Raw genomic sequence first — 12,755 nt, forward strand, 5'->3', positions numbered from 1 at the left:
GATGCCGATCCGCACCAACCGCGGCCGCGCCGCGGTCTACCGCCGCCTGTGGGGCTGGCCGCTGCGCTCGCCCCGCCACCTGATGGGGACGCTGGTCTTCCTGGCGATCCTCGTCACCGCGCTCGGCATCGTGCTGCCGAAGGTGGTCGGCAAGCCGCAGGCCAAGGCGTCGCCCACCACCGGCACGACCACGTCCGTCACCGCGACCCCGCCGGGTGTCGCGGCGCCGGTCCCGACGTCGAACCTGCCGACGCGGCTGTCCGCGCCGCTGGCCACCCCGACGACGGCGGCGCCGAACGGGGACGCCGTCCGCGTCGCCAAGGAGTGGGCCGCGGCCTGGGTCGACCACCCGGCCGGGATCACCTCCGAACAGTGGCTGGCCAAGCTGAAACCCTTCACCACCGAGGAGTACCTGCCGGTGATGGCGTCGGTCGACCCGGCGAACGTCCCGGCGACGAAGGTCACCGGTGAGCCGGTCGTCGGCACGTCGTACACCAGCTCGGTGCAGCTGACGATCCCGACCGACGGGCCCAAGCTGGCCATCACGGTCGTCAACACCAACGCGGGCTGGCGCGTCGCCGACTACGACCAGGCGAGCTGACCGTGCGGCGGCTGGGGTTGTGGCTGGGGCTGGTCGTGTTCGTCGCGATCGGTGCCCTGGTCGTCACCGCCGTCGCCGCCAAGGTCGTCATCGACAACCAGCAGGCGCAGGCCCGGGGCGTGTCGCTGATGAGCTGCGACGCCTCGGTCGGGCCGACCCAGCCGGGCGCGGGCGACCGCGGCACGGTCGACGCGTCGAAGCTGGACGACGAGCAGAAGGGGACCGTCGCGCTGATCGTCACGATCGGCAAGCAGCGGTCGCTGGCGCCGCGCGCGTGGCAGGTCGCGATCCAGGCCGGGATGACCGAGTCCGGGCTGCACAACCTCACCTACGGTGACCGCGACTCCCTCGGCATCTTCCAGATGCGCCCGTCGATGGGCTGGGGCACGGTCTCGCAGGTCACCGACCCGACGTACGAGGTCAACAAGTTCTACGACGTGCTGCTCGCGGTCCCGGACTGGGAAAACCGGCGCCCGGGCGAGGCCGCGCAGGCCGTCGAGCGCTCGGGCTTCCCGGACCGCTACCACAAGTGGGAGCCGATGGCGGCGACGCTGGTGGAGAACGTCGGCCAGGTCGTCGACGTCGTCGCCTGCGGCACCGGCATGGGGCAGCTGCTGCCGCCGAGCCAGGCCGCCGGGAAGGCGATCAGCTTCGCGCTGGGCGAGCAGGGCAAGCCGTACGTGTGGGGCGCCACGGGCCCGAATTCATACGATTGTTCCGGTCTGATGCTGCGTGCGTACGAGTCGGCGGGGATCATCCTGCCGCGGGTTTCACGCGACCAGTACCACGCGGGCGCGCTGCTGCCGGTGCGCGACGCGCAGCCCGGTGACCTGCTGTTCCTCGCCAACGACCCGTCGAACCCGGACACGATCCACCACGTGATGATGTACCTGGGTGACGGCAAGGTCGTCGAGGCGCAGCAGACCGGCGTCCCGGTGCACACGCGGCCGTTCTCGTTCGACGAGGCCGAAGTGGTGCCGCAGGCGGTCCGCCCCGGCGTTTAGCATGGGTCTCGAGGGCCTTGACACGAATCGGCCGATTCACCCGACGTCGCGGCGCTTTCCACGAGCAGGTGGCCGCGTACTGGCAGAGGATGAGCACGTGGGACGCAAATTCGGCAAGCGAGGCAAGCCCGGAGCGGGCGAGCCCCAGGACCCGGCGTCGCTGTTCGGCGCGCCCCAGCCGCCCCGGCAGTCGGCTCGCCCCGCGTCCAGCACGCCGCTGTCCGACCAGCTGAGCCAGGGCTACCCGGGTGTCGACGCGGGGTACGTGGTGCTGCCCCGGTCGCTGGCCGAGGGGATGTCGCTGCCGTGGCAGCAGCAGATGGCGGCGTTGCTGGCCCAGTTCCACGCCGAGCACGCGGCGCTGGCGTGGCCGATCTACCGCGTCGTGCCTTCGCGCTACGAGAGGCTGGCTGACCTCGACGAGGAGCAGCTCGCGGAGGCGGGCTACCTGGTGGAGATGGACGCGGACGGCGAGATGGTCTACCGCGAGCGGAGTGGGCGGAAGGTCGACGACCCGGAGAACACGTCGGTCTTGGTGTCTTCGCTGGACCCGATCCCGCGCCCGGCAGCTCGTCCGTCGGCGCCGCCGCCGGGGGTTCGGCCGCCGGGTCAGGCGCCGGCACCGATGAACATCGGGCCGGCTCCCGTGTGGCGGACGGTGCCTCAGCCGCCGCCGGCCCAGCCTGGGAGGTCTGCGCCGGGGGTGAGTCCGACGTGGAGCCGGGGACGTCCGCAGGGGGAGGACCGCGAGTGGTCGGAGCCGGACTTGCCGGGTCCAGTGAAGGCGGCTCGGCATGCGGCTCCGGAGGCTGCTTCCGGGACTTCTGCCGGGGCTTCGGAGGTTGAGGCCCGTCCGTCGGAGGTTCGGGGCGCGCACGCGGCTGTGGAGGCCGGTTGGCAGCGGCCTGAGCCGTCGGTTGCCCGGCGGGCTGAACCCGAGCCCGAGGTGGCTCGGTCAGAGGAGTTGCATCCGGCTGCGGCGTCGGAGCCGTTGCCCGTTGAACCCGCGCCGGAGAGGTTCACCCACGAACCGGCACTTGAGGCGGAGCCGTCGGAATCGGCTCCGATCGAGTCTGCGCTACAGCCGGAGCCGGCGTCTTCAGCGGAACGGGTCGAGCCGGACGAGGCCGCGGTGCTGGAGGAGCCGGAGCCGCGGGATGGAGCCGAGGCGCCGGTGCCGGACGATGCCGCCCAGCCTGCTGCGGCGGTGGAACCGAAGCCTTGGGAAGCGGTCCAGCCGAAGGCCGCAGCACCCGCGCCGGTCGAAGACGGGCCGCGGGATGCGGTTCAGCCTGAAGCGGCTGAATCGGCGCTGGCTGAGGTCGAGCCGCGGGGTGCGGTCCAGTCTGGATCGGCTGAATCCGCGCCGGTCGAGCACGAGCCGCGGGATGCGGTTCGGCCTGATGCGGCCGGGCCTGCATCGGCTGAGCCTCCACCGCTGGATGTGGCCCAGACCGATGCGACTGAATCCGCGTCGGCCGAACACGAGCCGCGGGATGCGGCTCGGCCCGATGCGGCCGCGCCTGCATCGACTGAGCCCACGCCGCCGGATGTGGCCCAGGCCGAAGCGACTGAACCCGCGCAGGCCGAACACGAACCACGGGATGCGGTCCAGCCTGGAACTGCTGCGCCTTCATCGGCTGAGCCGGCGGGGCGGGATGTAGCTCAGCCGGAAGCAGGTGCGCCGTCGTCGGAGCTTGAGCCGAGGGATATCGCGGAGTCCGAGGCTGCGGCGGTGCCCGCTGCGCAAGCGCCTGAGCAGCCGGTGGAACCCCACTCTGCTGGCGTCCAGCAGCCCCCAGCGGTCTCGCCGCCGCTGCAGTCGGCCGCGCCGGCCGGATCGCAGGTGCAGCAGTCGACTTCAGAGCAGCAGGTGCCCGCCGCTGGGCAGACGGAACCGTCCTCTGTGCCGCAGCCGCCGGCCGCCGACGATCAGCCTGTTGCGCCGCCTACCGTCGCGCAGTCGCCTGCCACGCCGCCGGTCCAGCCACAGCCGCAGGCCTTGCCGCACCCGCTGACTGCGGCGGAGCCGCAGCCAGCGGGATTGCCGGCGCAGCAGCAGCCGGCCGCTGTTCAGCAAGACCCGGCTGCCGGTACCCAGGCGCCCGGCCAGCCCCTGTCTGCTGGGCAGTCGGAGTCGCCGGGCCAACAGCAACTGCCGTCCGCCCCACAGCCGCCGACACGGCAGCAGCCCACTGCCGCTCCGCAGCCACTGGGCGAGCAGCAACCTGCCGGTTCGCAGGCCCCGCAGCCGCTGCCTGATGTGCAGCAGGCGCCCGCTCAGCAGCCATCACCTGCCGCGCAGTCACCTGCCGGTTCACCGGTGTTGGATCCGCCGCAATCGCCCGTCGTGCAGCCGCCTGCCAGTTCGCAGGCACCGGGCCCGCAGCAGTCGCCCGTCGCGCAGCAGCAGGCGCCGGTTCACCAGCAACCGCCCTCCGGCTCGCAATCGCCGGCCCCGCAGCAGCCCGCTGCTGCTCCGCTGCCGCTGGGTCAGCAGCAACCCGCCGGTTCGCAGGCACTGGCCCCGCAGCAGCCCACTGCCGCTCCGCAGCCACTGGGCGAGCAGCAACCTTCTGGTTCGGAGGCGCCGCCCCCGCAGCACCCGCCTGCCGCGCAGCAGCCGTGGTCATCGACCCCGCAACAATCGCCCGCAGCGCAACCGCAGCCGGCCCAGCCGCCCGCAGCGCATCAGCAGCCGACCCGGCAACAGCCGCCCGCCGCGGAGCCGACCCGGCACCAAACGCCCGCAGCGCAGCAGCCGACTCAGCACCAAACGCCCGCAGCGCAGCCGGCCCAGCACCAAACGCCCGCGGCCACCCCGCCGCAACCCCCACCCGCCAACCCGCCCTGGGCCCAAACCCCCTCCCCACCGGCCCGCTCCAAGCCCGTCTTCCCCGGCCCGGAGTCGACCCCCCAACCCTTCCCGGCCCGCCACGCGGCCCCAGCCCGCCCCGTCTTCCCCGGCCCCGGCACCACGCCCCCGGTCCCGCCGACCCCGGGGAACTCGACGCCCCCCGTCTTCCCCGGCCGGGACACCGCCCTCCCGCAACCCTCGCGTCAAGAACCCCCGACCCCGCCCCGGGGCACCCCTCGCGGCTGGTTCGACGAGTTCAGCGACCAGCCCGCCGAACCCGAAGACAACCAGGACTTCGGCCCCACCGGTACGCCGACCGAGATCCCCTATCGGTACAAGCGCTGACAACCCGGCTCGCTGGTGCGAACCTAGGACCATGTCCAACGACCCGAACCCGGACCAGGGGTGGTACTACAACACCCGCACCAACCAGGTCGAGCACCTCGAACGCGGCCGCGGCATCGACCTGCTCGGCCCGTACCCGGACGAGGCCACCGCCCGCCGGGCGCTCGACATCGCCAAGGAACGCACCAAGCAGGCCGATGCCTCCGACGCCGCCTGGAACGACGACTAGACCGACAGCCCCGGCCCCAGCACGAACTCCGGGTCCACCTGCGAAACGAGGCTGTCGCCCGCCCACGCCGCCGCGTTGCGCAGGTGGAACTCGACGGCTTGACGCTGGTAGCGCGCCCAGTCGCGCTGCTCCGCGTCCACCGCCGCGTGCATCGCGCGCAGCGTCGAGAGGTTGCGCGGCTCGAGCTCGGTGATCGGCCGGGCCGTGCCGCGCTCCGCCGCCCGTACGTGGCGTGAAGCCGACATCCACCCCAGCAGCGCGCCGCCGACCTGCTCCTGCAGGAACTCGACGTCCTCGGCGTCGGTGACCTTGTTGCCCACCACCACGAGCCGCACGCCGAAGTCGCGCGCGTAGTCCGCGTACTGCCGGTACACGCCCACGCTGCGGACCGTCGGCTCGCACACCAGGAACGTCACGTCGAACCGCGTGAACAGCCCCGACGCGAACGCGTCCGCACCCGCGGTCATGTCCATGACGACGTACTCGCCCTCGACGTCGACCATGTGGTTCAGCAGCAGCTCCGCCGCACCGACCTTCGAGTGGTAGCACTTGACGCCGAGGTCGTCTTCGTCGAACTGCCCGGTGACGCCGAGCCGCACGCCGCCCAGCTGCCGGAAGCACGCGTCGAAAACCGGGTTGTCCTCGAACGGCCGGACCAGCCGCGACCCGCGTCCGGGCGGCGTCGTCTTGATCATCGACGCGGCGTCCGGGATCCGCGGGTTGTCGCCGCGCAGGTAGTCCTTGATCAGGGCCATGTTGTCGCCGAGCGTCGGCCAGGCGAGCGCTTCCTCCTCGGGCGCGCCGAGCGCCACCGCGAGGTGCTGGTTGATGTCGGCGTCGATGGCCAGCACCGGCAGGCCGGCGTCGGCGAGGTACGCCACGAACAGCGACGACAGCGTGGTCTTCCCGCTGCCGCCCTTGCCGACGAACGCGATCTTCACGGTCGGGACCCTTTCTGGAAATGAAGACGGTTTTCATTATTGCGGAGGTCAACGTACACCCGACCGGCCCATGCCCGATCGGGCGATCACAACGCCCTTCGAGGGTTAGGGTTGGGGGGTGCCTCCCCTCGTGATCAGGACACACTCGGCGGGCGGGGACTTCGGCCCCCTGCGTGCCGAGTTTTCGCTGCCGGAGTCGTTCGGCCCCGAGGTGCTGGCCGAAGCGGAAGCCGCGGTGCTCGACCCCCTGGCGAGCGCCGGCCCGCGCGAGGACGCGACGGACCTGCCGTTCGTCACCATCGACCCGCCCGGCTCCAAGGACCTCGACCAGGCGATGGTCGTCGAGCGGACCGCACACGGCTTCCGCGTGCACTACGCGATCGCCGACCTGGCCGCGTTCGTCCCGCCCGGCGGAGCGCTCGACCGGGAGTCGCGCTCCCGCGGGCAGACGCTCTACCTGCCCGACGGGAACGTCCCGCTGCACCCGCCGGTCCTGTCCGAAGGCGCGGCGAGCCTGCTGCCCGGCGAGATCCGGCCCGCGGTGCTCTGGACCATCGAGACCGACGAGGCGGGTGGGCCGACCACGACGCGGGTGCGCCGCGCGCTGGTCCGGTCCACCGAGCAGTTCGACTACGAGACGGTGCAGGCCGCGCTCGACGCCGGGAACCCGCACCCGTCGGTGGCCGCGCTGCCCGAGCTCGGCCGGCGACGGCGCGAGCTGGCCGTCCGCCGCGGCGCCGTCGAGCTGCAGCTGCCCGAGCAGGAGATCAGCGGCGACCCGGACGGCGGCTGGGTGCTCGCCCGCCGGCCGCGCACCGCCGTCGACGCGTGGAACGCCGAGATCTCGCTGCTCACCGGCATGGCCGCGGCCCGGATCATGATCGACGCGCGGGTCGGCGTCCTGCGCACGCTGCCCGACCCGGAGCCCGAGGCCGTCGACTGGCTGCGTCGCTCGGCCGAAGCGCTGGGCATCACCTGGGCGCGGGAGACGACGGTTTCGGAGTTCCTGTCCCGGTTGGACCCCGGGCAGCCGGCGTCGATGGCGCTCTACGCCGACACGACGCGCCTGCTGCGCGGCGCGGGCTACACGGCGTTCGACGGCGAGCTGCCGGCGTTGACGACGCACGCGGGCATCGGCGGCGCGTACGCGCACGTCACGGCGCCGATCCGGCGGCTGGTCGACCGGTTCGCGACGGAGATCTGCCTGGCGGTTTCGGCCGGGCGCGAGGTGCCGGAGTGGGTGCGCGCGGCGCTCGCGGACGTCCCGGAGCGCATGACGGCGTCGGACACGCTCGCCGCGAAGGTCGAGCGGGCGTGCATCGACCAGGTCGAAGCGTGGGTGCTGGCCGAGCACATCGGCGGCGAGTTCAGCGCGGTGGTGCTGCGCGCGGACGAGAACAAGGCGGAGATCCTGGTCGAGGATCCGACGGTGATGGCGAAGTGCGCAGGGGAGAAGCTGACCGCGGGGGAGCGGATCGGCGTCCGGCTGACCGCGGTCGACGTCGAGAAGCGGAAGGTGTCGTTCGAGCGCGCATGAACCTCGTCGACGATCTCGGGGAGCCGGTGCCGCTGAGCGGCCCGGCTTCGCGCGTTGTTTCGTTGGTGCCGTCGTTGACCGAAGCGGTCGAGGTGAGCGCGCCCGGCCGGCTCATCGGCGCGACCGGCTACTGCACGCATCCGGCTGGCCTGGACGTCCCGCGCGTGGGCGGGTCGAAGTACCCGAAGATCGACGACGTGCTGGAGCTGGCGCCGGACCTGGTGCTGGCCAACTCGGAGGAGAACCGGCCGGAGGACGTGGAACGTTTGCGCGCCAACGGAATCCCGGTCTGGGTGATGGCGGCGTCGGCCACGGTCCCGGCCGCTTTGGGTTCGCTGCGGCGGATCCTCACGCAGGCGTACGACCTCGAGGAGCCGGAGTGGCTGGTCGAGGCCGAGGAGGTCTGGCGCGAGGTCCGGCCGGCGCGGTTCCACGCGGTGGTCCCGGTGTGGCGCAAGCCGTGGATCGTCCTGGGCCGCGAGACGTTCGGCGGCGACGTCCTGCGCCGCGTGGGCGTGACGAACGTCTACGCGGCTTCGGAGGAGCGGTATCCGCGCCCGGACATCGAGGAGCTGCGGGCGCACTTCGCGGCGGACGCGGATTTGCTGGTGCTGCCGGACGAGCCGTACTTGTTCACGGAGGAGGACGGCCCGGACCACTTCCCGGACGCGCGATACGTCCTGGTCTCGGGCCGCCACCTCACGTGGTACGGGCCTTCGCTCGTCGAGGCCCACGCCGCGCTGACGCGGGCTTTGCCATGAAGGGCACCCTCATGGACATAAGAGCCATGAGGTGCCCTTCATGGCTTTTACAGCGTCAGGCCGGTCAGGACCGTGACTCGCTCCTCGGTGAAGTCCGCCATCGCCGACGCTGGGCCCTCGCGGCCCACGCCGGAGTCCTTCACCCCGCCGTAAGGCATCTGGTCCGCGCGGAAGCTCGGCACGTCACCCACCAGCACCCCGCCGACCTTCAGCGCCGCCGACACCTCGAACGCCGTCGGGAGGTCGCGCGTGAACACCCCTGCCTGCAAGCCGAAGCGGGACGCGTTGATCCGCTCGACGCCGTCGGCCACCGAAGCCACCCGGACCAGCGAAACCACCGGGCCGAACACCTCTTCGGCCATCACCGACGCGTCCTCCGGGACGTCCGCCAGCACCGTCGGCTCGACGGAAGCCCCCGAACGGCCGCCGCCGGTCAGCAATCGCGCGCCGGCCGAGACCGCGTCCGACACCCACGACTCGACACGAGCCGCCGCGTCGACGTTGATCAGCGGGCCGACATCGACGCCGTCGGCACGCGGGTCGCCCGTGCGCAGCGCCTGGACCTGCGATAGGACCTTCTCGGCCAAAGCGTCGTAAACGTCGGTGTGGACGTACACCCGCTGCACCGAAATGCACGACTGCCCCGCCTGGTACATCGCGAACGTCGCGATCCGCTGCGCCGCGAAGTCCAGGTCCGTCCAATCGGGACAGACGAGCACCGCGCCGTTGCCGCCCAGCTCCAATGCGACGTGCTTGCGCGGCACGCGGTCGCGGATGGCCCAGCCGACCGGCACCGAGCCGGTGAACGACACCACCGGCAGCCGCGGGTCCTCGACGAGGCGGGACGACGTCTCGTTGTCCACCGGCAGAATCGACCACGAGCCGGCCGGAAGATCCGTCGAAGCCAGGATTTCGCCGAGCAGCAACGCCGTCAGCGGCGTCGCCGGCGCGGGCTTGAGCACGATCGGCGCGCCGACCGCGATCGCCGGGGCCACCTTGTGCGCCACCAGGTTCAGCGGGAAGTTGAACGGCGTGATGCCCAGCACCGGCCCGCGAGGGACCCGCCGGACCAGTGCGAGACGCCCGGTGCCGCCCGGGTCGGTGTCGAGCCGCTGCAGTTCGCCCGAGAAGCGCCGCGCCTCCTCGGCGGCCCAGCGGAACGTCGACACCGCGCGCCCGACCTCGCCGCGCGCCCACTTGAGCGGCTTGCCCGACTCCGCCGTGATCAGCTGGGCGATCTCTTCGGACCGCTCACCCAACGCTCGGGACACGTGGTCCAACGCCCCGGCGCGGACGTGCGCGGGCAGCGTCGCGAACTCGTCGGCGACGTCGTGCGCCGCCTGCACCGCGGCCTCGACGTCCGAAGTGGACGGTATGAAGTGGGACCCCGCCTCGGAACCGTCGAAGGAGTGGCGGACGACGGCCGTCGAGCCGCCGGTCACCGGCTTTCCGGCAACCCAGAAGGGGAACGTCATGCGCGAGCCTCCGTGCGGATAGCGTGTTCGAGGACCGAGAGGCCCTCGTCGAGCAGGTCGTTGGGCAAGGAAAGCGGCGGCAGCAGCCGGACGACGTTGCCGTAGGTGCCGCAGGTCAGCACGACGACGCCGGCCTGGTGGCAGGCCGCGGCGATGCGCTTGGTCAGGTCGGCGTCCGGTTCGGTGGTCCCGGGCTTCACGAACTCCGCGGCCAGCATCGCGCCGCGCCCGCGGACGTCGCCGATCACGCCGGTCTCGTCGGCCAGCGCACGCAACCGCGGCAGGACAACGCCTTCGATGCGCTTCGCCGACTCGGCCAGGTTCTCGGTCTTCATCGTCTCGATCGAACCGAGCGCGGCCGCACAGGCGATCGGGTTGCCGCCGTAGGTGCCGCCCAGGCCACCCGGCCCCACCGCGTCCAGCAGTTCGGCGCGGCCGGTGACGGCGGACAGCGGCAGGCCGCCCGCGATGCCCTTGGCCGTCGCGATCAGGTCCGGCACCACGTCTTCGTCGGTGGACGCGAACCAGGATCCGGTGCGGCAGAAGCCCGTCTGGACCTCGTCGGCGACGAACACGACGCCGTTTTCGCGGCACCACGTCGAAATCGCGGGCAGGAAGCCACGCGCGGGCTCGATGAAGCCACCCTCGCCCTGGATCGGCTCCAGAACAACTGCGGCCACCTGGTCGCCGCCGATCTGCTTTTCGATCCGGTCGATGGCCAGTGCCGCCGCCTCCGGCCCGGACAGGCCGTCGCGGTACGGGTACGAACCCGGCACGCGGTAGACCTCGGGCGCGAACGGCCCGAAGCCGTGCTTGTAGGGCACCGACTTCGCGGTCATGCCCATGGTGAGGTTGGTGCGGCCGTGGTAGGCGTGGTCGAACACGACGACGGCCTGGCGCCCGGTCGCGACGCGCGCGATCTTCACGGCGTTCTCGACGGCTTCGGCGCCGGAGTTGAACAGCACCGACTTCTTCGCGTGGTCGCCCGGCGTCAGCTCGGCCAGCGCCTCGCAGACCTCGACGTACCCCTCGTACGGCGTGACCATGAAACAGGTGTGGGTGAACCAGCAGGCCTGCTTGCGGACCCGGTCGACGACGGCGGGCGCGGAGTGCCCGACGTTGGTCACCGCGATGCCGGAGCCGAAGTCGATCAGGACGTTGCCGTCGGCGTCGGTGAGCAGCCCGCCGCTGGCGGAGGTGACGTAGACGGGCAGCACCGAGCTGACCCCGGCGGCGACGGCGTTCGCGCGGCGTTCCTGCAGCTCGCGCGAGACGGGGCCGGGGATCTCGGTGCGCAGCCTGCGCTGCCGGGGCGCCGGGGCGTGCGGCTCGGCGGTGGTGCTTGCGGTCACGGCGTGCTCCTGCGGACGCGGGTGGGGGGACGTCCTCAGGATGAGTCCGCGCGCGGCGGCCGTCAGCTCGCCTTTCCGTACAGGAAGGCGCGTAGAATTGGCCGTTATGGCACTCACGCTGGCCGGACTGGCCGCCGACCGCCCGCTCGGGCTGCGGGTGCTGACCGGCGACCCGGCGCTCGACCGCCCGATCGGCTGGGTGCACCCGACGGAGCTGACCGACCCGCAGGCGTTCCTCGAAGGCGGCGAGCTGCTGCTGACGACCGGGCTGGCCCTGGACGAAGAGACGTCGCCGGCCTACGTGCGCCGGCTGGTCGAGGCCGGGGTGGCGGGGCTCGGCTTCGGCGTCGGGCTGAGCCACGACTTCGTCCCGCACGCGCTCGTCTCGACGGCTGCCGAGGTGGGGCTGCCGGTGCTGGAGGTGCCGCGTGAGACGCCGTTCATCGCGATCACCCGCGCGGTTTCGCGGGCGGTGGCGGCCGACGAGTACGCCACGACGGTCCGGATCGGCAAGGCCCAGCAGGAGCTGACCCGCACGGCGGTCGGCAAGGGCGGGCCGGCCGGGGTGTTGCGGAAGCTGGCGAAGTTGGTGGACGGCTGGGTGCTGCTCTTCGACCGCGTCACCGTCACCGAAGCGGCGCCGGCGAGCGCACGTGCGTACGGCGCTTCGCTGCGAGAAGAGCTGGAGCGCCTTCGCACGGGTACGCGGGTGGTTGCGCTCGACGGCCAGGAAGTCGTGCTGCAGACCCTGGACACGGGTGCGCGCCGGGTGCTCGCGGTCGGTGCGTCGCTCGACTCGGCGGGGCGGCACATCGTGAACACCGCGGTCTCGGTGCTTTCCCTGGCGCTGGAGCAGGATCGCGCCCAGGCGGCGGCGCGGCAGGCGTTGCGGTCCGGGTTGCTGGAGCTGCTGGTGGGCGGCCAGGCCGAGCTGGCGCTGCGGGTGCTGGCCGAGACCGGCGGCGAGCCGCCGCGCGCACCGTGGTCGGTGGTGGTGTTCGCCGGCGCGCCCGCCGCGCGGCGCAAGCTGCTCGACGCGCTGGAGGGCGAGGCGGTGTTCGCGGCGCGACGCGGCTCGTCGGTGGTCGCGATCGGCCCGGCCGACCCGGCGGCGGAGGCGGCGGCCCGGATCGGCGGCCTGCACGGCGGGCTGGCCGGCCCGGTGTCCACAACGGACTTCGCGGCCGGCTTGGAGCAGGCGGAGCTGGCCGCCCAGGCGGCACTGGCGGAGGACAAGGCCCTGGTGTCGGCGGCGGAACACACGGGCCGCGGGTTGTTGTCCTTGATCGAACCCACGGTGGCGCAAGCGTTTGCGCGCGGGATGCTGGCACCGGTGCGGGACCACGACGAGACGGGCCGCGGCGACCTGGAGACGTCGCTGCGGTGCTGGCTGGAGCACCACGGTCATTGGGACGTCGCGGCCGCGCGCCTCGGCGTCCACCGGCACACGCTGCGGAACCGGATCAAGAAGGCCGAAGAGCTGCTGGGCCGCGACCTCGACTCACCCGGGGTGCGCGCGGAACTCTGGGTCGCGTTGCAGGCTCGTGAGTGAGAAACAGTGGTAACTAGTCAGGTCCCCGGTCGTGTGGTGGTTGTCGTGGTGCGATGATCATCGTGTGACCGGGGATGGGCGTCCGTCGTATGACGAGCTTG

General features: G+C 72.4%; 11 protein-coding genes. 6 read left to right on the forward strand and 5 right to left on the reverse strand.

Going from position 1 to position 12,755, the window contains the following annotated elements; genetic code table 11:
* Position 1 precedes the first annotated feature (1 nt).
* Together QQ657_RS39845 and QQ657_RS39850 are read left to right on the forward strand one after the other, a co-directional pair.
* Positions 2–601 (forward strand): hypothetical protein, encoded by a 600-nt coding sequence (locus tag QQ657_RS39845; RefSeq protein ID WP_284747526.1) that lies wholly within the window; start codon positions 2–4, stop codon positions 599–601.
* Positions 602–618: 17 nt separating this feature from the next.
* A complete protein-coding gene (locus QQ657_RS39850) occupies positions 619–1,605 on the forward strand; it encodes a C40 family peptidase (RefSeq protein WP_434056826.1) in 987 nt (328 codons plus the stop codon).
* 1,099 nt (positions 1,606–2,704) lie between these two features.
* Here QQ657_RS39850 and QQ657_RS39860 read toward each other — a convergent pair.
* Positions 2,705–3,199 (reverse strand): hypothetical protein, encoded by a 495-nt coding sequence (locus QQ657_RS39860; RefSeq protein ID WP_284747540.1) that lies wholly within the window; start codon positions 3,197–3,199, stop codon positions 2,705–2,707.
* 267 nt (positions 3,200–3,466) lie between these two features.
* Positions 3,467–3,754, reverse strand: a complete 288-nt coding sequence (locus QQ657_RS39865; protein ID WP_284747541.1) for a hypothetical protein — start codon at positions 3,752–3,754, stop codon at positions 3,467–3,469.
* A 1,084-nt stretch (positions 3,755–4,838) separates the two neighbouring features.
* Between QQ657_RS39865 and QQ657_RS39870 the strand changes: the two genes are divergently transcribed.
* A complete protein-coding gene (locus tag QQ657_RS39870) occupies positions 4,839–5,036 on the forward strand; it encodes a hypothetical protein (protein WP_284747528.1) in 198 nt (65 codons plus the stop codon).
* Here the strand turns inward: QQ657_RS39870 and QQ657_RS39875 are convergent.
* Positions 5,033–5,977 (reverse strand): ATP-binding protein, encoded by a 945-nt coding sequence (locus tag QQ657_RS39875; protein ID WP_284747529.1) that lies wholly within the window; start codon positions 5,975–5,977, stop codon positions 5,033–5,035. The two genes, QQ657_RS39870 and QQ657_RS39875, sit on opposite strands and share 4 nt — an antisense overlap.
* A gap of 130 nt (positions 5,978–6,107) precedes the next feature.
* Between QQ657_RS39875 and QQ657_RS39880 the strand changes: the two genes are divergently transcribed.
* Both QQ657_RS39880 and QQ657_RS39885 read left to right on the forward strand, forming a co-directional pair.
* A complete protein-coding gene (locus QQ657_RS39880; protein WP_284747530.1) occupies positions 6,108–7,514 on the forward strand; it encodes an RNB domain-containing ribonuclease in 1,407 nt (468 codons plus the stop codon).
* The gene (locus tag QQ657_RS39885) at positions 7,511–8,275 is read left to right on the forward strand and encodes a helical backbone metal receptor (protein WP_284747531.1); all 765 of its coding nucleotides are present in this window, start codon (positions 7,511–7,513) and stop codon (positions 8,273–8,275) included. Before QQ657_RS39880 ends, QQ657_RS39885 begins: the two co-directional genes overlap by 4 nt.
* Positions 8,276–8,322: 47 nt before the next feature.
* On the opposite strand, the gene QQ657_RS39890 is transcribed toward QQ657_RS39885, so the two are convergent.
* Both QQ657_RS39890 and gabT read right to left on the reverse strand, forming a co-directional pair.
* Positions 8,323–9,750 (reverse strand): aldehyde dehydrogenase family protein, encoded by a 1,428-nt coding sequence (locus QQ657_RS39890; RefSeq protein WP_284747532.1) that lies wholly within the window; start codon positions 9,748–9,750, stop codon positions 8,323–8,325.
* Positions 9,747–11,102: a 4-aminobutyrate--2-oxoglutarate transaminase gene (gene gabT, locus QQ657_RS39895; RefSeq protein ID WP_284747533.1), complete on the reverse strand. Its 1,356-nt coding sequence runs from the start codon at positions 11,100–11,102 to the stop codon at positions 9,747–9,749. The genes QQ657_RS39890 and gabT overlap by 4 nt, the downstream gene beginning before the upstream one ends.
* A gap of 106 nt (positions 11,103–11,208) precedes the next feature.
* On the opposite strand from gabT, the gene QQ657_RS39900 reads away from it, so the two are divergent.
* Positions 11,209–12,654, forward strand: coding sequence for a PucR family transcriptional regulator (locus QQ657_RS39900; protein WP_284747534.1), 1,446 nt, complete (start codon positions 11,209–11,211; stop codon positions 12,652–12,654).
* The last annotated feature ends 101 nt before the right edge of the window (positions 12,655–12,755 follow it).

The organism is Amycolatopsis ponsaeliensis (assembly GCF_030182635.1).
GTDB lineage: Bacteria > Actinomycetota > Actinomycetes > Mycobacteriales > Pseudonocardiaceae > Amycolatopsis > Amycolatopsis ponsaeliensis.

What these genes read in the sequence shown, in the direction of transcription:
- QQ657_RS39845 (WP_284747526.1), top strand. Translation starts at nt 2, where the DNA reads ATGCCGATCCGCACCAACCGCGGCCGCGCCGCGGTCTACCGCCGCCTG.
- QQ657_RS39870 (WP_284747528.1), top strand. Translation starts at nt 4,839, where the DNA reads ATGTCCAACGACCCGAACCCGGACCAGGGGTGGTACTACAACACCCGC.
- QQ657_RS39885 (WP_284747531.1), top strand. Translation starts at nt 7,511, where the DNA reads ATGAACCTCGTCGACGATCTCGGGGAGCCGGTGCCGCTGAGCGGCCCG.
- QQ657_RS39890 (WP_284747532.1), bottom strand. Translation starts at nt 9,750, where the DNA reads ATGACGTTCCCCTTCTGGGTTGCCGGAAAGCCGGTGACCGGCGGCTCG.
- QQ657_RS39900 (WP_284747534.1), top strand. Translation starts at nt 11,209, where the DNA reads ATGGCACTCACGCTGGCCGGACTGGCCGCCGACCGCCCGCTCGGGCTG.